Genomic DNA, 18,284 nt, shown 5'->3' with positions numbered 1-18,284 from the left:
GGTCAAGGATATCGGCCGACGCCGGGCCCTCCCCGGCCGCCATTCGTCGCACCGGAGCTACCGCTCGGCGCAATTGTGAGGAAAGTCACTAGTCGGGGGCCTAGCTTAGTCGGCAGCAGCCGCGGCCGGGCCGGGCTGAGACAGGAGGACCCCCAATGGCGTGGCTCGACAGGGCGCACAGTGTCGCCCAGCCAGGATTCAACCGATGGCTCATCCCACCCGCGGCGCTCGCTGTGCACCTGTGCATCGGCCAGGCGTATGCCACGAGCGTCTACAAGACGGCGCTCGTGAAGCACTTCGGGGCGAGCCTGACCGAGATCGGGGTCATCTTCTCGGTGGCCATCGTGATGCTCGGGCTCTCTGCCGCGGTCATGGGGACGTGGGTCGACCGCAACGGCCCGCGCAAGGCCATGTTCGTCGCGGCGGTGTTCTGGGCGGGTGGCTTTCTGGTCGGGGCTGCGGGCATCTTCTCGCGGCAGCTGTGGCTCGTGTACCTCGGCTACGGGGTGATCGGCGGGATCGGCCTCGGGATCGGCTACATCTCGCCGGTCTCGACGCTCATCAAGTGGTTCCCTGACAGGCCCGGGCTCGCGACCGGCATGGCGATCATGGGGTTCGGCGGCGGCGCGCTCATCGCGAGCCCCCTCTCGACGGCGCTGCTGGCGGTCTATGACCCGGCATCCTCAGCCCCCGGCGCGGTCGCCAGCGGCCAGGCGGTCGGCATGCTGTTCCTCACGCTCGCCGTCCTGTACTTCGCCTACATGCTCTTCGGCGCCTTCACCATCAAGGTGCCGCCGCCGGGGTGGGCGCCAGCGGGCTTCGACCCGGCAACCGTGCGCTCGCACGAGCTCATCACCACCGCCAACGTCACGGCGTCGAACGCGATCAAGACCCCCCAGTTCTGGCTCCTCTGGACGGCCCTGTTCTGCAACGTGACCGCCGGGATCGGCATCCTCGAGCAGGCCGCGCCGATGATCCAGGACTTCTTCCGGCAGCCCGACGGGAAGTCGCTCGTCGCCGCGTCCGTGGCCGGAGGGTTCGTGGGCCTGCTCTCGGTCGGGAACATGGCCGGCCGTTTCGCCTGGTCGGCGACGTCGGACGTGATCGGGCGGAAGCGGATGTACATGGGCTACCTGGGGGTCGGCACCGTCCTGTACCTGCTCCTGGCCTTCGCCGGCCACACGTCCACAGCGCTGTTCGTGCTGTTCGCGTTCGTGATCATCTCCTTCTACGGCGGCGGCTTCTCGACCGCTCCCGCCTACCTGCGGGACCTGTTCGGCACCCTCGAGGTGGGGGCCATCCACGGCCGGCTCCTCACCGCGTGGTCCGCGGCCGGCGTCGTGGGCCCGCTCATCGTCAACGCGGTGCTCGATGCCCAGGGCACCCCGGGCAAGCTCACCGCCGGCGCCTACCAGCCGGCACTGCTCATCATGGTGGTCCTGCTCGTGGTCGGGTTCCTCGCGAACCTCGCGATCCGGCCGGTCGCCCCGAAGTTCCACGAACCCACAGCCCCGGTCGCGGCCGGTGCAGCGAAGGAGAGCTGACATGAAGAATGCACGCCTTGCCCTCGGCTGGATCCTCGTGGGGGTGCCGCTCGTGTACGGGATCGCGACCACGCTCATGAAGGTCTCGGCCCTCTTCGGCTGATCGGAGCCCCGCCGGCGCCGCGATGCCGAGGAGGGATTCCTGGAGGTCACTTGTCGAGGATGCGGGGCGGTGCGTCGGGCTCGGGGGAGCGGTGCCGACGGCGCCGAGCGAGCACCGCCGCGAGCGCGAGGCCGAGGAGGGTGCTCGCTCCGGCGCTCACGAGCGCCGCGGCCCAGAACGGCAGGCCAGTGGTCTGGTGCGCCACGTAGCCGATCCCCGCCATCCACAGGGACCAGAGCAGGCCGCCCACAGCATCGCTGACCGCGAAGCCGCGTGCGGGGACCTGGGACATTCCGGCCGTGACCGTGACGGCGAGACGCCCGCCGGGGAGGAATCGGGAGCCGACGATCCCGACGAACGCGCCGATCCGGCCGAGCTGGTCGAGCGCCTCCCGTGTGCCCAGGTGCAGCTTGCGTCCCCACCGCCACCGGTCCACGAACTGGCTCAGGCTGTGGCGGACGAGGAGGAACAGCCCCACGTCCCCCAGCCACGAGCCGACGGCGGAGGCCACCACGACCGAGGTGAAGTCCACGTGGCCCTCCGAGGCGAGGGCTCCGGCGGTTGCGACGGCGACCTCGGCCGGGACCATGGGGAAGAAGACATCGGCCGCGACGACCGGCACCAGGCCGAGGACTACGGCCCACCAGGGGCTCATGGTGTCCCAGCCGCTCGCGGATGGCCGAGGGCGCCGGTGTGGGGGACCCCGTCCAGGTCCTCCGGCGCAGCCGATACCGTGGGGACCATGCCGAGCTACCGAGCCGTCCTGCAGATCACGGGCCTGCGCCCGGGCATCGCGCCCGAGCGGGTCATGGACGCCGCCCGCGAGGCCCTCGGGTCGATCCACCACGTCGAGGCGCACCAGATCGACGTGGTGCGCGGGGTGCCGCAGATCACCCTCCGCTTCCTTGTCGAGGCGGAGAATGACGACGCCGAGCTCGCCTCCGCGCGCCGGGCCGCCCTCGCGATGCAGGACGCGGTGGAGGGTGTTGCCACGACCGGCCGGCTCCAGGTGCTGCGTCGCCGGCGCGGCGCGTGGCTGCCGGTGTAGGGGGCCGCCTGGCGCGGGTCAGGCTGCATCAGGCCCCTCCTCAGGCTCTGCGGGCGGCTCGAGGTCGGGGCCGCTGGCTTCCCGGTGCCGCCCCCGGCGATGCCGCGCCGCGACGGCCCCTGCGACGACGAGTCCGATCGCCAGCCCCACTCCCGTGCCGATGATGGCGCTCATCCAGAACGGCAGCCCCGTGGCGCGTCCCGTGATGAACCCCAGGGCCACGTGCCACGCGGACCAGAGGAATCCGCCTGCGGCCGCGGCGACGGCGAACCGCCGGAAGGGGACCTCGCCGATCCCGGAGGTGGCGCTCGCGGTCAGCCGGCCGCCGGTGAGGAAGCGGACGCCGATGATGGCTCCATAGGTCGAGGACGCGCCGAACCTCTCGACCACGCGGTGGACGGTGCCGTGGACCTTCCGGCCCCAGCGGCTCCGGTCGAGGAACCCCGTGAGCTGGTGCCGGAACAGCAGGTAGACTCCGACGTCGCCGAGCCACGAGCCGAGCGTGCCCACGGCGACGAGCACGCTGGCGCTGGACCGCCCCTCCGCGGCGTAGCTGCCGGCCGTGAGGAGCGCGATCTCGGACGGGACCGGGGGGAAGAGCCCGTCGAGGGCGATGAGCCCGGCGAGCCACACGAGCATCCACGGCCCGGACAGCCAGGCGGCGACCGCGGGGTCCACTCAGCCTGCCCGGTGCAGCGCCGCGGCGAAGGCCGCGGCTGTCGCGTCGCTGAAGAGCACGAACTCGACCGTCTCGACGCTCCCCTCCGGAGCGCCCAGCACCGTCTCGACGGCGGTGGCCGCCACGACGTCGCGGTCCCAGCCGTAGATCCCTGCCGAGATGGCGGGGAACGCGACCGAGGCCGCCCGCAGGTCCCGCGCCACCGCGAGGCTCTCGGCGAAGCACGAGGCGAGCAGGTCCCGGTCCCGCTGGCCGGCGTTCCAGTTCGGGCCGACCGTGTGGATCACCCACTGGGCGGGCAGCCGGAACCCCGGGGTCGCTACTGCGGAGCCGACGGGCAGCCCGGTGGGCAGGCGCGTGCGGCGCAGTTCGCGGCACGCCTCGAGCAGTTCGGGGCCGGCGGCGCGGTGGATGGCCCCGTCCACGCCGCCGCCCCCGAGGAGGGAGGAATTGGCCGCGTTGACGACGGCGTCCACGTGCCGGGCCGTGATGTCCCCTTCGACGATCTCGATCCGCATGGGTCCAGTGTGCGCCACACGTGCCCGCTCCGGCAGGTGCCGCCCGGCACGGCACGGTCCGGCACGGCACGGCACGGTCCGGCACGGCTGGCCGGCGGCCGGGCAGGCCTCAGGCCGGCGCCTCCTGGAGCGTGAGCCGGCTGCGGTACTCGACCTCGTGGCCCGTCAGCGGGTCGCGGAAGCTGATGCCGCGGGCGAGGAGCTGGAGGGGACGCGAGTAGTCGTCGGGCGCCTTGTCCAGGAGCACGGGGTAGAACGGGTCGTTCATGATCCCGAGCCCGAGGCCGGCCATGTGCACCCGCAGCTGGTGCGTCTTGCCCGTGCGCGGCTTGAGCCGGAACAGTGCCCGCGGCGCCTCGGCCGGCCCGCCCACGCGCTCCAGGCTCACGGTCGTCTCCGCGTTCGGCTCCCCGTCCACCACCGAGGCGAGCAGGTAGTCGCGCGACTTCACCATCCTGTTGCGCACGACGGCGGGCGAGCCGAACCGCTGTGCCGCCCACCCGGCGTCGTGCGCGCCACCTGTCCGGTCCCCGCCGGAGGGATCCAGCGCCGAGACGCACTCGTACACCTTCTGCACCGCGCGCCGCTCGAAGAGCACCTGGTACCGGCCGCGGGTGGCGGGGTTGACCGAGAACAGCAGCACGCCGGCGGTCATCCGGTCCAGCCGGTGCATCGGGATGAGGTCGGGAAGGTCGAGAGCGTTGCGCAGGCGCACGAGCGCCGACTCCTGGATGTACGTTCCGCCCGGGGTCGTGGGGAGGAAGTGCGGCTTGTCCACCACGAGCAGGTGCTCGTCCCGGTGCAGCACGGAGAGCTCCACCGGCAGCCGCTCCTCCGCGGGCAGCGTCCGGTAGTACCAGATGAACGTGTGCTCCTCGAGGGGAGTCTCCCGGGACAGGGGCGAGCCGTCCGCGGCGACGATCTCGCCGCCGTCGAACCTCTCCAGGATGCCCTCCGGATCCACGTGCCCCCACCGGTGGAGCATGTAGTCCAGCGCGGTCTCCCACGGCCCCTGCGCGGGCAGGCGCAGGCGCGTCGCGTTCACGCCGTCGCGGACGGGGAGGGGGGATTTCATCACCCATCAAGGGTAGCGTTATGGGCTGGAACCCCTACCCGCTGGAGGCCCTGCGTGCACGCCGACCCGATGCCCGGAACTGCGCCGGATGCCGCCCAGGGCGCTGCCGGCGCGGCCGCCGGGACGGCGGCCGCCGGTCCCGCGGCGGAGCTGAGGGCCGACGTGCGCCGCCTCTCGACGCTGCTCGGCGAGTCGCTCGTGCGCCAGCGGGGGCCCAAGCTGCTGCGCCTCGTCGAGGAGGTGCGCCTGCTGACCAAGGAGTCCAAGGAGGCCGCGCGCGGCGGCGCGGGGGCGCTCGGGCCGTGGAACGCGGCCGACGTCGCCGAACAGGTCCGCGAGCTCCTCGCCTCCCTGCCGCTCACGGAGGCCACGGAGCTCGTGCGGGCCTTCGCGTTCTACTTCCACCTGGCGAACGCGGCCGAGCAGCTCCACCGGGTGCGCGAGCTCGCCGCCGCCGTGGACGACGTCGGGTGGCTGGCCTCCGCGGTCCGCGACATCGCCGCGCAGGCCGGGACGGAGACGCTGCAGCACGTCGCCGATTCCCTCGACGTCCGGCCCGTCTTCACAGCCCACCCGACCGAGGCGACCCGCCGGTCCGTCCTCGACAAGCTGCGCGCGATCGACCGGATCCTCGAGGTGCCGTCCCGGGAGGGAACGGTGCTGCGGCGCCGGCAGGACCGGCGCCTTGCCGAGATCATCGACCAGATGTGGCAGACCGACGAGGTGCGGCTCGTGGCCCCCGCCCCGCTCGACGAGGCCCGCAACGCCGTCTACTACCTCAGCACGATCCTCGCCGGGCCCCTGCCGGACGTCCTCGACGAGCTCGCGGGCCTGCTCGCGGAGCACGGCGTCGCCCTGCCGGCCGGGCGCTCGCCGCTGCGGTTCGGCTCGTGGATCGGCGGCGACCGCGACGGCAACCCCAACGTGACCGCGGAGGTCACCCGGGAGATCCTGGGGCTGCAGAACCAGACGGCGGTGCGGATCGCCGTCGGGATCGTGGACGAGCTCATCAGCACGCTCTCGAACTCGACGGACCTCACGTCGGTGCTGCCCGAGCTCGAGGAGTCGATCCGTGCCGACCTCGCGAAGCTGCCTGCGCTGGACCCGCGCGTCATGGAGCTCAACGCCCACGAGCCGTACCGGCTCAAGCTCACGTGCATCAAGGCCAAGCTGCTCAACACCTCCCGCCGGGTGGCTGCGGGCGCACCGCACGAGCCCGGCCGCGACTACGTCAACGCGGCCCAGCTCGCCGCGGACTTCGACGTCATGGAGCGCTCGCTGCGGGTCCACTCCCCGCTCGCGGCCGACGGCGCGCTGGGCACCGCCCGAAGGATCCTCGCCTCGTGCGGTCTGCACCTCGCAACCCTGGATATCCGCGAGCAGGCCGACTACCACCACGAGGCCGTGGGGCTCCTGCTCGATCCGCTGGGGGAGCTGCCGGGACCCTACGCAGACCTTCCCCGCGAGGAGCGGCGGCGCGTCCTGAGCCGCGAGCTGGCCTCGCGCCGCCCGCTCACCGGCCATCCCGTGGTGCTGCCCGGGCATGCGGGCCGCGTGTACGAGACGATGCGGGTGATCCGGCAGTCACGGCGGCTCCTGGGGCCCGATGTCATCGAGACGTACATCGTCTCCGTCACCCGGGGCCCGGACGACGTCCTCGCCGCCGCGCTCCTGGCCCGCGAGGCCGGGCTCGTCCGGCTGCACGGGGACGAGCCCTACGCGCACATCGGTTTCGCACCGCTTCTGGAGACGCTCGAGGAGCTGCGCCGCGCCGCGGAGATTGTGGACCGCCTCCTGGACGATCCCGCGTATCGGGAGCTCGTGCGGCTGCGCGGCGACATCCAGGAGGTCATGCTCGGGTACTCGGACTCGAACATGGAGTCCGGGGTGTTCACGTCCCAGTGGGAGATCCACAAGGCCCAGCGCACCCTGCGCGACGTCGCGGCGCGGCACGGGGTCCGGCTCCGGCTGTTCCACGGCCGCGGCGGCTCCGTGGGCCGCGGCGGCGGCCCGACCCACGAGGCCATCATGGCCCAGCCCAACGGTGTCCTCGAGGGCGAGATCAAGTTCACCGAGCAGGGCGAGGTCATCAGCGACAAGTATTCGCTGCCCGGGCTCGCGAGGGAGAACCTCGAGCTCTCCCTCGCGGCCGTGATGCGGGCGACCGCCCTCCACCGGGACCCGCACACGGCGCTCGCGGACCGTGAGCGGTTCAGCGCCCTCATGGACCTCGTCTCCGACGCCGCCTACGCGCGGTACCGCGGCCTCATCGACGATCCGCACCTGCCCGCCTACTTCGCCGCCTCCACTCCCGTGGAGCTCATCGGCCAGCTCAACATCGGCTCGCGTCCCGCACGCCGGCCGGCCACGGACGTGGCGCCGGACGGCATCCCGGGCTTCGAGGGGATGCGGGCCATCACGTGGGTGTTCGGCTGGACCCAGTCGCGGCAGATCGTCCCCGGGTGGTTCGGGGTCGGCTCGGGGCTGCGTGCCGCCCGCGAGGCAGGTCGGGACCGTGAGCTGCGGGAGATGTTCCGGAAGTGGCCCATCTTCGCCTCGGTGATCTCCAATGTGGAGATGACGCTGGCCAAGACGGACCTCGAGATCGCCTCCCACTACGTCTCGACCCTCGTCCCTCCCGGGCTGCACGGCATCTTCGCCTCGATCCGCGCCGAGTACGAGCTCACGGTCGCCGAGGTGCGGCGCCTCTCCGGCGAGGACGAGCTCCTCGACACCGCTCCCACCCTCAAGCGGACCCTGGAGATCCGGGACCAGTACCTCGACCCCATCAGCTACCTCCAGGTGGAGCTGCTCCGACGCCTCCGCTCCGGGGGTGGCGGTGAGACTGGGGCCGGCGGTGGTGCTGCGAGCGGGGAGGTCGGGGAGGTCGGGGAGGTCGGGGAGCAGCTCAAGAGGGCCCTCCTCGTGACGATCAACGGGATCGCGGCCGGACTCCGCAACACCGGCTGATTCTTCCTTGACGGACCCTGCCAGATAGGACCTCCGGCTCTTCCCATGCCTCCCTCTCCGGGGCACGCTGGAACGTGAGGGACCGAGGAAGCGGTGCCCGTACGGTGAAGAAAGGTGATCAGTCATGTCCGAGCTTGCCCACTGGCTGGACCCGCGGCGTCGGCCGTTCGAGCTGCTGGAGAAGTTCTTCGAGGGGGATTCGACCTCGAGCGCGGCCATCAAGGTCGAGGAGGTCCGGGACGGCGATTCACTGGTTGTCCGTGCCGAGCTGCCGGGCATCGATCCCGAGAAGGACGTCGACGTGAGCATCACGGACGGCAGCCTCCACATCTCGGGCTACCGGGAGGAGAAGACGGAGCAGAAGGAGAAGGACTCCTACCGCAGCGAGTTCAGGTACGGATCGTTCTCGCGCACGCTTCCGCTCCCCGAGGGTGCCACGGCGGAGTCCGTCACGGCCACCTACAAGGACGGAGTGCTGGAGGTCCGAGTGCCCGTCCCGCAGACGCCGCCCACCCCCCCGAAGTCCAAGATCAACGTCACCCGCGGCTGAGGCCGCCTGGCAGGACGTGCGACGGCGGCGGCGCGCCCGCGTGGGCGAGTCGCCGCCGTCGTGCGCGTCCCAGAGCAGGGACGTGACCCCGGGTGGCGGGGACGTGACCCCGGGTCTCAGGTGGGGGGCCGGCGCTCCTCCGCCGCCGCGATGACCGGGATGGTGCGCAGCACGCTGTCCGGATTCAGGGAGATCGAGTCGATGCCCTCGCCCACGAGGAACTGGGCGAAGTCCGGGTGGTTGCTCGGACCCTGGCCGCAGATGCCGATCGGGATGCCGGCCTCGTGCGCCTTGCGGATGGCCTCGGCGATCATGGCCGTCACGGCCGGGTCGCGCTCGTCGAAGCGGGCGGAGAGCAGGGCCGAGTCGCGGTCCACCCCGAGCACGAGCTGGGTGAGGTCGTTGGAGCCGATGGAGAACCCGTCGAACCGGGCCGCGAACTCCTCCGCGCGGATCACGTTCGAGGGGATCTCGCACATCATGTACACCTTGAGGCCGTTCTCGCCGCGGGCAAGGCCGTGCTCGGCCATCGCCGCGAGGACGGCGTCCGCCTCGTCCGGGGTGCGGCAGAACGGCACCATCACGACGACGTTGGCGAACCCGAGCTCCTCGCGTGCCTTTTTCAGCGCCCGGCACTCGAGCGCGAAGCCCTCCCGGTAGCGCTCGTCGTAGTACCGGGACGCGCCGCGGAAGCCGAGCATGGGGTTCTCCTCGGCGTCCTCGAACGCCGCGCCGCCGAGCAGGCCCGCATACTCGTTGGTCTTGAAGTCGCTCAGGCGGACGATGGCCGGTCCCGGGTGGAACGGCGCGGCGATCTTGGCAATGCCCCTGGCCAGACGGTCCACGAAGTACTCGGTCGGGTCCGCATAGCCGCGGGTGAGACGGCCGATCTCCGCGCGGTCCTCGGCGTCCTCGACCCGTTCCGGGTGCACGAGCGCCATCGGGTGGATCCGGATCAGGGTGGAGATGATGAACTCCATCCGTGCCAGGCCCACGCCGGCCGTGGGCAGGCGCCACCACCGGAACGCCGCTGAGGGGTCGGCGAGGTTCACCATGACGTGGGTGCGCGTGGCGGGCAGGGACCCGATGTCGGCTTCTTCCACCTCGTAGGGGACGAGGCCGCCCAGGACGAGGCCCTCGGCGCCCTGCGCGCAGGAGACGGTGATGGGGGCGCCGTCCGCGATCGCCGTCGTGCCCTGCACGGTGCCCACCACGGCGGGAACGCCGAGCTCGCGGCTCACGATCGCGGCATGGCTTGTGGGGCCGCCGTGGTCCGTCACAATCCCAGAGGCGCGCTTCATGATCGGCACCCAGTCCGGGTCCGTCATCGTGGTCACGAGCACGGCACCGTCACGGAACCGCCCGATGTCCGAGGTGTCGGCGATGACGCACGCCTCCCCGGAGGCCACGGCGTCCCCGATCGCGGCGCCCCGGGCCAGGACGGGGCCCGTCCCGGTGAGCCGGTGGACCCGGAAGGAGGAGGCGCTCCGCTGCGCCTGGACCGTCTCCGGGCGGGCCTGGACCATGAACAGCTCGCCCGTGGACCCATCCTTGGCCCACTCCATGTCCATGGGCCGGCCGTAGTGCTCGGCCACGGCCACGGCCCAGCGGGCGAGCGTGAGGATCTCCTCGTCGCTGAGCACGAGCGCTTCCCGCTCGGAGGGCGACGTCTCGAGCAGCACGGTGCCGGAGCCGGCGGGCGCGAACACGAGCTTGTGCTCCTTGGCGCCCGCCGTGCGCCCGATCACTGGCGTGAGGGCATGGTCCTCCAGGAGCGGCGAGAACACCTCGTAGTGGTCGGGGTTGACCGTCCCCTGCACCACGGTCTCGCCCAGGCCCCATGCGGCGCTGATCGACACGACGCGCGGGAAGCCGGACTCCGTGTCGAGGGAGAACATCACCCCGGAGCCCGCCAGGTCGGAGCGCACCATGCGCTGCACGCCGATGGAGAGCGCGACGTCGAGGTGGTCGATTCCGCGCAGCTCGCGGTAGGTGATGGCGCGGTCCGTGAACAGCGAGGCGAAGCAGCGCCGGCACGCGTCCAGGAGGGCCTCCTCGCCCGAGACGTTGAGGAAGGTCTCCTGCTGCCCCGCGAAGCTGGCCTCGGGAAGGTCCTCTGCGGTCGCGCTGCTGCGCACGGCGACGGCCGGCTGCTCCCGGCCCACGCGGGCGGCGAGGTCGCTGTAGGCGGAGGTGATCGCCGTCGTGAGCGCTTCGGGGAAGGTTCCGGAGAGCAGCAGGGAGCGCGCGGCGGCCCCCGTGTCCTTCAGGCTCGCGCGGCCGTCTCGGAACGCGTCCAGCAGGGGGGCGAGGGAATCGCGGATGCCGTTGGCGCCCAGGTAGAGGCGGTAGGCGTCCGCGGTGGTCGCGAAGCCCTCGGGCACGGCGACCCCCGCGGCGCGGAGGTGCTGGGTCAGCTCGCCGAGGGAGGCGTTCTTGCCGCCTACGCTGGGCACGTCGGCGATCCCGACGGCGTCGAAGGGCAGGACCAGTGCCGTTCCGGTCCGGGCGGGGGCGCTCATCGGCTCAGCGCGCGGCCAGCAGCGCGGCGACGGCGGTCTGGAGGCTCCGGCAGGCGTCGGCGGTGACGCGGCAGTGCGGATAGGCCCCCGCGTACACGCGGCACACGTCCTCGCAGAACGCGCTCAGGTCATCGAGCGCGTGGAGCACCGAGGCTGGGGTGGGGCCGAAGTCGGAGCCGAAGCGCGAGAGGATCTGCGCGGTCGCCGAGGACATCGCCGCGCAGTTCTGCTGGGCGCGGATGAGGTGCCGCAGGTGCGCGACCCCCGGCTCTTCGAGGCAGCTGTCCGCGCCGGTAGTGCAGGCCTGGGCACATCGGAGCGCGGCGTCGATGCACTCGCTCAGCGCAGTGCGCTCTGCCTCCTCCATATCGGGGGCGGCGGGATGGACAACGAGGGCCTGGCGGGCGTGGGACATGTGCGCTCCTGCTGCTCTGGCGGCGTCGGAGGCGGTCGACGCCGATCCTCCCCTCATCGTCGTCCCCCACCGGGGGCGGCGGGAGGGTCTTTGGTCCCACGCGCATGCGCCCGGGGGTATGCAGGGTCCGGATCCTGCGGGCATACTGGGGAACGGCAGAAGGGGCGGTGGCTGCTGGATGGGACATGGGCTGATGGCGTCTGGAAGCATGGGGCCAGCCGAGGCGGGCAGGGCCGAGGAGGTGCTGCGGCAGTTCGTCTCGCGTGCGCACGAGCTGCTCGAGGCCCAGGAGCGGACGCGGGGACTCGTCGCGGCGATCGTCTCCATCGCGGAGGAGCTGACCCTCGAGGCGGTCCTCGAGCGAGTGGTGACCGCGGCCCGCGACCTCGTCGGGTCGCAGTATGCGGCCCTGGGGGTCCTGGGTCCGCGGGGAACCGACCTGAGCCATTTCCTCACGGTGGGGATGGATGAGGAGACCGTGCACAGGATTGGCCCCTATCCCACTGGGCACGGCGTGCTCGGCCTGCTCATCGACGAACCGCATCCGATCCGCCTCCATGACCTCAGCGCGCACCCGGACTCGTATGGCTTCCCCGCCGGACACCCGCCGATGAGGACCTTCCTCGGGGTGCCCATCAGGGTGCGCGATGCCGTGTTCGGCAACCTCTACCTGACGGAGAAGGCGGGCGGTGCGGACTTCACGGCCGAGGATGAGGAACTTGCCGTGGCGCTCGCCGCTGCGGCCGGCGTGGCCATCCAGAATGCCCGCCTCTTCGCCGATACGGCCCGTCGGCAGGAGTGGCGCATGGCCGGCATGGAGGTTGCGGGGAAGCTCCTCGCCCTCGAGGACCTCTCCACCGGAAGTGCCTGCATCGCCGAGGCGGCGCTGGCCCTCTCCAGGTCTGCCTTCGTGGCCATCGCGCGGCCGCGGGCGGGCGGCCGGGGCCACGAATGGCGCGCTGTCGCCGGGGGCGCCGCGGACTCCTTCGGCGAGGTCGCGCGCGCGGGAGCCCTCGCCGTGGCCGGGAAGGTCTCGATCGTGGGGGAGACGCTGGTCCTGACGGGGCCTGAGGTGTTCGGCCCCGGCACTCCTCTGGGCCCCGTCCTCGTGGTCCCGTGCGGCCAGCCCGGGCAGGACCGCGGCACGGTGGTCTTCGGCCGGCTGGCGGGAGGCGAGGAATACGCCTCCGTGGACGTCGAGATGGCGCCCGTGTTCTGCGCCTACACCTCGCTCGCCCTGCAGGTCGCCCGGCAGCACCGCCAGCGCGAGGAGCTCATGGTCTTCACCGACCGCGACAGGATCGCGCGGGACCTGCACGACGTGGTCATCCAGCGCCTCTTCGCCGCCGGCCTGAGCCTCCAGGGCCTCCGCCGCTTCGCGGTGCAGGGCCCGGATGGCGAGAGGGCCGCCGGCAAGATCGATTCGATCACCGAGGAGCTCGACGAGACGATTGCCGCCCTCCGCACCACGATCTACTCCCTCAATGAGGCCAAGAGCGGGGACAGCCTGAGCGCGCGGCTCGTCCGCGTGGTCCAGGAGGGCACGGAGGAGCTTCCCACCACGCCCCGCGTCGAACTCTTCGGGCCCCTCGACACGGCGGTGCCCGTTGCCCTCGCGGACCAGGCGCTCGCGGTCCTCACGGAGGGTGTCTCCAACGTGGCCCGTCATGCGCAGGCCGACTCGCTGTGGGTCACCGCGCGTGTGGCTGACGGCGAGTTCGAGATCGTGGTGGCCGACGACGGCCAGGGCCTCGGCGAGAGCACCCGCCGCAGCGGGCTGAAGAACGTCCAGGACCGGGCCGTCGCCCTCGGGGGCTCATTCGAGGTCGGTCCCGCCGAGGACGGCGCCGGGACGCGCGTGCGGTGGGCCGTGCCCCTCAACGCCGGCTGAGGTCAGTGCCCGTTGTCCGTGGCGCGGGCGATGAACAGCGCGGCTTGGGTGCGGCGCTCATAGCCGAGCTTGGCGAGCAGGGACGAGACGTAGTTCTTGACGGTCTTCTCCGCGAGGAACAGGTGCTCGCCGATCTCCCGGTTGGTCATGCCCTCGCCGATCAGGCCCAGCACGCGGCGCTCCTGGGGGCTGAGCAGCTCGAGCCGGGGGTCGGTCGCCTCGTGGTGCGGGGCTAGCCCGGCGATGACCTTCGCCTTGAGTGCCGGGTCGAACAGGGACTCCCCGGCGGCCGCGCGGCGCAGGGCCGTGACGAGCTCGGTGCCGCGGATCTCCTTCAGGACGTAGCCGTTGGCGCCGGCGACGATCGCTCCCCGGAGCGAGTCCTCGTCGTCGTAGCTCGTGAGCATGACGCACGGAAGGCTCGGGTCCACGGCGTGGACGTCGCGGCACACCTCGATGCCCGTACCGTCCGGCAGGCGCACGTCCAGGACCGAGACGTCCGGCTTGAGCGCCGGTATCCGGCGGGTCGCCTCCGCTGCCGTTCCCGAGGTTCCCACGACCTCGAAGCCCTCGTCCTCGAGGAGTTCCTTCAGGCCGCGGCGCACAAGCTCGTGGTCATCGAGGATGAAGACCCGCAGGGGGTGCGCTCCGCTGGCCTGCGCGTCTGCTGTTCTCTCCACGATGGTCCTCTTCTCTGGCGGTCTGCCGTGACCAGCACCATTCTTGTCCCGCGGGAGTGGCCCGGGCTAGGGACTTACGGCAGGGGCGAGAACCGATACCTCTGATTTCCTTGACAACTTTTCTTGTCGGTAGCACTCTGGAGACATGCAAGAGGTTGTCGTGATCGAGGACGCCGCGGCGGCCGCGGCGAGTCTCGACCCCCTCAGGGCGAGGCTCCTGCGCGAGCTGGCCGCGCCGTCGTCCGCCGCGGGACTCGCCGCGAAGGTGGGGCTGCCGCGGCAGAAGGTGAACTACCACCTCCACGCGCTCGAGGAGCACGGACTCGTGGAACTCGTCGAGGAGCGCCGCAAGGGCAACGTCATGGAACGGGTCCTCCAGGCCACCGCCTCCTCGTACGTGATCTCCCCGTCGGTGATCTCGCTCGTCCAGCCGGACCCGGAGCACCTGCGCGACCGCTTCAGCGCCTACTGGCTCGTGGCCCTTGCTGCGCGCTTGCTGCGCGACGTGGGGCGCCTGCTCTCCGGGGCGGTCGCCGCCCGGCAGCAGCTCGCCACCTTCGCCGTGGACGGCGAGGTCACCTTCGCATCCGCGGCGTCCCGGGCCGCGTTCGCCTCCGAGCTCGGCGCCGAGGTGGCCCGGCTCGCCGCCAAGTACCACGACCCGGGGGCGGCGGGCGGGCGGAAGCACCGCCTCGTCGTCGCCCTCCACCCGGCCCTCAAGGAAGACCCGAATCCCAAGGAAGTGCAGCCATGACAGAGAACCATCCCTTCGAGATCGTCCAGGACGTCGTGCTCCAGGCGGCGCCGGACCGGATCTGGAAGGCCGTCACCGAGGACACCGCCGCCTGGATGTTCCCGACCGACCAGTGGCCCGCCGTGACGACCGTCAACGAGTTCCCCACCCATCTCGTCACCCGCATGGAGGGAGCCGACGGCTGGTTCAACCAGCTTGAGCACGTCCTGACCCCGGGCCCGGACGGCACCCACCTGCACTACGTCCACTCAGGGGTCATGACGGACAACTGGGAGCAGCAGTACGGCGGCGCCGCGAAGCACACGCTCTTCTACCTCCACACCCTCGGGGAGTACCTCAAGCACTTCGACGGCCGCCCGGTGGCCTTCGCCGACGTCCGGGGCCCCGAGGGCGCCGCGGCGCCGGACGCGTTCGAGAGGTTCCTCGCGGCCTTCGGGCTCACGGGCGTGATCGCCGGCGAGAAGCGCGACCTCAGCCTGCCCGGCCTCGGCCTCGTCGAGGCGACCGTGGACTACTCCACCCCGTACTTCCTGGGGCTGCGGTCCGAGGCCGCCCTCGTCCGCGTGTTCGGCCGCAACCTCTTCGGCGACCGGGTGGGCCTGACCCTCCATGACTTCTCGCTCGCCCTCGCGGACGACGCCGCCCGCGCGGCACGGTCGGCCGAGCTCGCCGCCGCGTGGGGCGAGCACCTCGCAGCGCTGTACGCGTAGCCGCGAGGCCCGCGCGCGGAACGGCCATCCTCGGCGCGTAGCATGACCCCGTGAGCGTCGAGACGGTACCCGAGCGGGCCCAGCTTCCGGCCGTGACGGCCGCGTCCATGCCCGGTGAGGCAGTCCTTGCCGCCCTCGGCACCTCCAGCCAGGGCCTCGACGAGGCCGAGGCATCCCGACGCCTCGCGCAGGGCGCCAACGTCCTCGAAGCACGCCGCGTGAGCTGGTTCCACGTGCTCGTGCGCCAGTTCGCGAGCCCCCTGCAGGGCCTCCTGGTGGCCGCCGCGGCCATGTCCTTCGCCACCGGGGACCAGCTCAACGCCACCATCATCGTCGTGATCCTCCTCGGCAGTGCCCTGCTGGGATTCGTGAACGAGTTCCGCGCCGAGAAGACCGCGGCGGACCTCCACGAGCGGATCTCGCACACCGTCGTGGTGGTGCGCGGCGGCGCTGAGCGCCAGGTGCCCGTCCGCGAGCTCGTGCCAGGGGACATCATCCGGGTGGGCCTGGGCGCCATCATCCCTGCCGACGCGCGCGTGCTCGAGTCCGTGGGTCTCGAGACCGACGAGGGCGTCCTGACCGGCGAGTCCGCGGCCGTCGAGAAGTCCGCCGCCCCTGTCGCCCCGGGGCCGAACGGGGCCGCCCCGGCGCTCGCCGAACTGACAGGCACCATCCTCATGGGCACCGTGGTCCACGCCGGGTCGGCCCGTGCGGTCGTCACGGCCACCGGTCCCGACACCGAGTTCGGCCGCATCGCCGCCGGCCTCGCACAGGGCCTGCCCGAGACGACGTTCCAGCGCGGGCTCAAGGAGTTCTCGCTCATGCTGCTGTGGGTCGGGGTGTTCCTCACCGCCGGGATCCTCATCATCAACCTGCTCCTGCAGCGGCCCTTCCTCGACTCGGTGCTGTTCTCCCTCGCCATCGCGGTGGGCATCACGCCACAGCTGCTGCCCGCCGTCGTGAGCACCTCCCTCGCCGCGGGATCGCGCCTCCTCGCCAAGCGGGGCGTGCTCGTCAAGCGGCTCCTTGCGATCGAGGACCTCGGCAACCTCGATGTCCTCGTCACGGACAAGACCGGCACGCTCACTGAGGGGCGGATCGGGTTCGAGGAGGCCGTGCCGAGTGCCGCGGCTGACTCGCAGCAGCTCACCGAGCTCGCGATGCTCTGCTGCGAGGTCGACCCGTGCGCGCCCGGTGCCTCCGGCGAGGGGCAGAACCCGGTCGACGCCGCCCTCTGGGAGGCGTTCCCTCACCTTCCGGCCACGCTCGCGGGGCGGACCCGCATCTCGCTGCGCCCGTTCGACCACGAGACCCGCACCATGGAGACCGTCGTGGCCGCGGGACCCGCCGGGGGAGGCCCCGTGCGCATCCTCAAGGGCGCTCCCGAGGCGGTGCTGGACGCGTGCACCGGGGTGACGGAGGCGGACCGCGCCGCCCTCGACGCGCTGTTCCGGCGAGGCGCCCGCGTGGTCGCCGTCGCCAGCTCGCACCAGCTCCCCGGCGCGCACGACGCCGCGGGCCCGCTCGCCCTCGCCGGGTACCTGAGCTTCATCGACAGGCCGAAGGCCGACGCGAGGGCATCCCTCGCGCGCCTGGACGGCCTCGGCGTGGACGTCAGGATCGCCACGGGGGACAACGCCCTCGTGGCGGAGCACGTGGTCTCCGTGCTGAAGATGCGCCCGGGGGCGGTCCTGACCGGAACCGAGATCGAGGCGATGGACGAGGCCGCACTGGCCGCGGCCGTGCCCGGTGCGAGGGTATTCGCGCGCGTCTCCCCCGAGCAGAAGGCCCAGATCGTCGGCATCCTGCGCCGCTCGCACTCGGTGGGGTTCCTCGGCGACGGGGTCAACGACGCACTCGCGCTCAACCGCGCCGACGTCGGGATCTCCGTCGACTCGGCGACCGACGTCGCGAAGGACGCGGCCGACGTCGTGCTCCTCGAGAAGGACCTCGGGGTCCTCGCGGACGGCGTCATGGGCGGCCGGCGGATCTTCGCGAACACCATCAAGTACCTGCTCATGGGCACGAGCAGCAACTTCGGCAACATGTTCTCCGCCGCGGCCGCGAGCGCGTTCCTGACGTTCCTGCCGATGCTCCCCGGGCAGATCCTGCTGAACAACCTGCTCTACGACTCGAGCCAGCTCGCCATCCCGACCGACAAGGTGGACCGCGAGCAGCTCCGCAAGCCCGCGCACTGGGACATCGCAGGAATCCGCCGGTTCATGATCGCCTTCGGGCCGATCTCCTCGCTCTTCGACTTCGCGACGTTCGGGCTCATGCTCTGGGTCTTCCAGGCCGCGCCAGAGGAGTTCCGCGCCGGCTGGTTCGTCGAGTCGCTCGCGACGCAAACGCTCATCGTGTTCGTGATCCGCACGCGCCGGATCCCCTTCCTCCGATCCCGCGCCTCCGCGGCGCTGACCCTGAGCGTGCTGGCCGTCGTGGCGATCGGCGCGGTGCTGCCGTACACACCGATCGGGGCGCTCATCGGGTTCTGGCCGCTCCCGGCGGACTTCTTCCTCGCCCTCGTCGGGATGGTCCTGCTGTACCTCGTCCTCGTGGAGACCGCCAAGCACTTCTACTACCGCGCCGAGGACGCGCGCGCGGCCCGCGAGGCGCCGGCCCGCGCGGAGGCCCGGCGTGCGGCGCGGCTTTCCGTGCTGCACCACGGGCGCGCCCGGGTGCACCGGCGTGCCGTGCCGTTCCTCGTGCACACGGGCAAGCCTCGGTTCCGCCGGCCGCCAGGGCACGGCGTGGCCGCCGGGCGCCGCTGACCCGCACTCTGTCCGCCGGGCCGCCCTGCCCCGCCGCCCCTGCCCCCGTCCCGG

16 protein-coding genes are annotated in these 18,284 nt (G+C 72.0%); 9 read left to right on the top strand and 7 right to left on the bottom strand.

All coding sequences use genetic code 11. The features are described 5' to 3' along the window. The first annotated feature begins 155 nt into the window (after nucleotides 1-155). Nucleotides 156-1,544 carry an OFA family MFS transporter gene (locus IE231_RS02930; protein WP_189692455.1) on the top strand — a complete coding sequence of 463 codons (1,389 nt, stop codon included), beginning with the start codon at nucleotides 156-158 and terminating at the stop codon, nucleotides 1,542-1,544. Between the two features lies 1 nt (nucleotide 1,545). After that, the gene (locus tag IE231_RS18590) at nucleotides 1,546-1,647 is read left to right on the top strand and encodes an MFS transporter small subunit (RefSeq protein ID WP_445977847.1); all 102 of its coding nucleotides are present in this window, start codon (nucleotides 1,546-1,548) and stop codon (nucleotides 1,645-1,647) included. Between the two features lie 46 nt (nucleotides 1,648-1,693). Here the strand turns inward: IE231_RS18590 and IE231_RS02925 are convergent, their stop codons facing one another. Further along, a complete protein-coding gene (locus IE231_RS02925) occupies nucleotides 1,694-2,302 on the bottom strand; it encodes a DedA family protein (RefSeq protein ID WP_189692454.1) in 609 nt (202 codons plus the stop codon). Nucleotides 2,303-2,389: 87 nt separating this feature from the next. On the opposite strand from IE231_RS02925, the gene IE231_RS02920 reads away from it, so the two are divergent. After that, complete coding sequence (locus IE231_RS02920) at nucleotides 2,390-2,695, top strand: hypothetical protein (protein ID WP_189692453.1); 306 nt, start codon at nucleotides 2,390-2,392, stop codon at nucleotides 2,693-2,695. An 18-nt stretch (nucleotides 2,696-2,713) separates the two neighbouring features. Here the strand turns inward: IE231_RS02920 and IE231_RS02915 are convergent, their stop codons facing one another. From IE231_RS02915 to IE231_RS02905, 3 genes are all read right to left on the bottom strand, one after another. Beyond that, nucleotides 2,714-3,373: a DedA family protein gene (locus tag IE231_RS02915; protein ID WP_189692452.1), complete on the bottom strand. Its 660-nt coding sequence runs from the start codon at nucleotides 3,371-3,373 to the stop codon at nucleotides 2,714-2,716. Next, a complete protein-coding gene (locus IE231_RS02910; protein WP_189692451.1) occupies nucleotides 3,374-3,892 on the bottom strand; it encodes an O-acetyl-ADP-ribose deacetylase in 519 nt (172 codons plus the stop codon). 109 nt (nucleotides 3,893-4,001) lie between these two features. Further along, nucleotides 4,002-4,967, bottom strand: a complete 966-nt coding sequence (locus IE231_RS02905) for a pseudouridine synthase (protein WP_189692450.1) — start codon at nucleotides 4,965-4,967, stop codon at nucleotides 4,002-4,004. A gap of 69 nt (nucleotides 4,968-5,036) precedes the next feature. Here IE231_RS02905 and ppc point away from each other — a divergent pair, with 69 nt between their 5' ends. Beyond that, complete coding sequence (ppc, locus tag IE231_RS02900; protein ID WP_189692656.1) at nucleotides 5,037-7,937, top strand: phosphoenolpyruvate carboxylase; 2,901 nt, start codon at nucleotides 5,037-5,039, stop codon at nucleotides 7,935-7,937. A 124-nt stretch (nucleotides 7,938-8,061) separates the two neighbouring features. Continuing rightward, nucleotides 8,062-8,487, top strand: a complete 426-nt coding sequence (locus tag IE231_RS02895; RefSeq protein WP_189692449.1) for an Hsp20/alpha crystallin family protein — start codon at nucleotides 8,062-8,064, stop codon at nucleotides 8,485-8,487. A gap of 116 nt (nucleotides 8,488-8,603) precedes the next feature. On the opposite strand, the gene ppsA is transcribed toward IE231_RS02895, so the two are convergent. Next, entirely contained in the window at nucleotides 8,604-11,009 is a 2,406-nt protein-coding gene (gene ppsA / locus IE231_RS02890; RefSeq protein WP_189692448.1) for a phosphoenolpyruvate synthase, read from the bottom strand. Between the two features lie 4 nt (nucleotides 11,010-11,013). Beyond that, complete coding sequence (locus IE231_RS02885) at nucleotides 11,014-11,424, bottom strand: four-helix bundle copper-binding protein (protein ID WP_189692447.1); 411 nt, start codon at nucleotides 11,422-11,424, stop codon at nucleotides 11,014-11,016. Between the two features lie 193 nt (nucleotides 11,425-11,617). Here IE231_RS02885 and IE231_RS02880 point away from each other — a divergent pair, with 193 nt between their 5' ends. Then, complete coding sequence (locus IE231_RS02880) at nucleotides 11,618-13,315, top strand: GAF domain-containing sensor histidine kinase (RefSeq protein ID WP_229866459.1); 1,698 nt, start codon at nucleotides 11,618-11,620, stop codon at nucleotides 13,313-13,315. A 2-nt stretch (nucleotides 13,316-13,317) separates the two neighbouring features. Here the strand turns inward: IE231_RS02880 and IE231_RS02875 are convergent, their stop codons facing one another. After that, complete coding sequence (locus IE231_RS02875; RefSeq protein WP_189692445.1) at nucleotides 13,318-13,995, bottom strand: response regulator; 678 nt, start codon at nucleotides 13,993-13,995, stop codon at nucleotides 13,318-13,320. A 145-nt stretch (nucleotides 13,996-14,140) separates the two neighbouring features. Here IE231_RS02875 and IE231_RS02870 point away from each other — a divergent pair, with 145 nt between their 5' ends. Genes IE231_RS02870 through mgtA form a run of 3 tightly spaced genes read left to right on the top strand, consistent with a single transcriptional unit; the run spans nucleotide 14,141 to nucleotide 18,230 of the window. After that, nucleotides 14,141-14,749: an ArsR/SmtB family transcription factor gene (locus tag IE231_RS02870; RefSeq protein WP_189692444.1), complete on the top strand. Its 609-nt coding sequence runs from the start codon at nucleotides 14,141-14,143 to the stop codon at nucleotides 14,747-14,749. Next, the gene (locus IE231_RS02865) at nucleotides 14,746-15,459 is read left to right on the top strand and encodes an SRPBCC family protein (protein WP_189692443.1); all 714 of its coding nucleotides are present in this window, start codon (nucleotides 14,746-14,748) and stop codon (nucleotides 15,457-15,459) included. Before IE231_RS02870 ends, IE231_RS02865 begins: the two co-directional genes overlap by 4 nt. A gap of 50 nt (nucleotides 15,460-15,509) precedes the next feature. After that, nucleotides 15,510-18,230: a magnesium-translocating P-type ATPase gene (mgtA, locus tag IE231_RS02860; RefSeq protein WP_229866458.1), complete on the top strand. Its 2,721-nt coding sequence runs from the start codon at nucleotides 15,510-15,512 to the stop codon at nucleotides 18,228-18,230. Nucleotides 18,231-18,284: the final 54 nt, after the last annotated feature.

Source organism: Sinomonas cellulolyticus (genome assembly GCF_014656475.1).
GTDB classification, from domain to species: Bacteria; Actinomycetota; Actinomycetes; order Actinomycetales; family Micrococcaceae; genus Sinomonas; species Sinomonas cellulolyticus.
The sequence above is the reverse complement of the archived record's forward strand: the minus strand, read 5'-3'. Positions and strand labels throughout refer to the sequence as shown.

Bases quoted from the DNA above. Each gene is read 5' to 3' on its own strand.
- IE231_RS02885 (WP_189692447.1), bottom strand. From the start codon at position 11,424: ATGTCCCACGCCCGCCAGGCCCTCGTTGTCCATCCCGCCGCCCCCGAT.
- IE231_RS02865 (WP_189692443.1), top strand. From the start codon at position 14,746: ATGACAGAGAACCATCCCTTCGAGATCGTCCAGGACGTCGTGCTCCAG.
- ppc (WP_189692656.1), top strand. From the start codon at position 5,037: ATGCCCGGAACTGCGCCGGATGCCGCCCAGGGCGCTGCCGGCGCGGCC.
- IE231_RS18590 (WP_445977847.1), top strand. From the start codon at position 1,546: ATGAAGAATGCACGCCTTGCCCTCGGCTGGATCCTCGTGGGGGTGCCG.
- IE231_RS02910 (WP_189692451.1), bottom strand. From the start codon at position 3,892: ATGCGGATCGAGATCGTCGAAGGGGACATCACGGCCCGGCACGTGGAC.
- IE231_RS02895 (WP_189692449.1), top strand. From the start codon at position 8,062: ATGTCCGAGCTTGCCCACTGGCTGGACCCGCGGCGTCGGCCGTTCGAG.
- IE231_RS02930 (WP_189692455.1), top strand. From the start codon at position 156: ATGGCGTGGCTCGACAGGGCGCACAGTGTCGCCCAGCCAGGATTCAAC.
- IE231_RS02920 (WP_189692453.1), top strand. From the start codon at position 2,390: ATGCCGAGCTACCGAGCCGTCCTGCAGATCACGGGCCTGCGCCCGGGC.
- IE231_RS02880 (WP_229866459.1), top strand. From the start codon at position 11,618: ATGGCGTCTGGAAGCATGGGGCCAGCCGAGGCGGGCAGGGCCGAGGAG.
- IE231_RS02870 (WP_189692444.1), top strand. From the start codon at position 14,141: ATGCAAGAGGTTGTCGTGATCGAGGACGCCGCGGCGGCCGCGGCGAGT.
- IE231_RS02925 (WP_189692454.1), bottom strand. From the start codon at position 2,302: ATGAGCCCCTGGTGGGCCGTAGTCCTCGGCCTGGTGCCGGTCGTCGCG.
- ppsA (WP_189692448.1), bottom strand. From the start codon at position 11,009: ATGAGCGCCCCCGCCCGGACCGGAACGGCACTGGTCCTGCCCTTCGAC.
- IE231_RS02905 (WP_189692450.1), bottom strand. From the start codon at position 4,967: ATGAAATCCCCCCTCCCCGTCCGCGACGGCGTGAACGCGACGCGCCTG.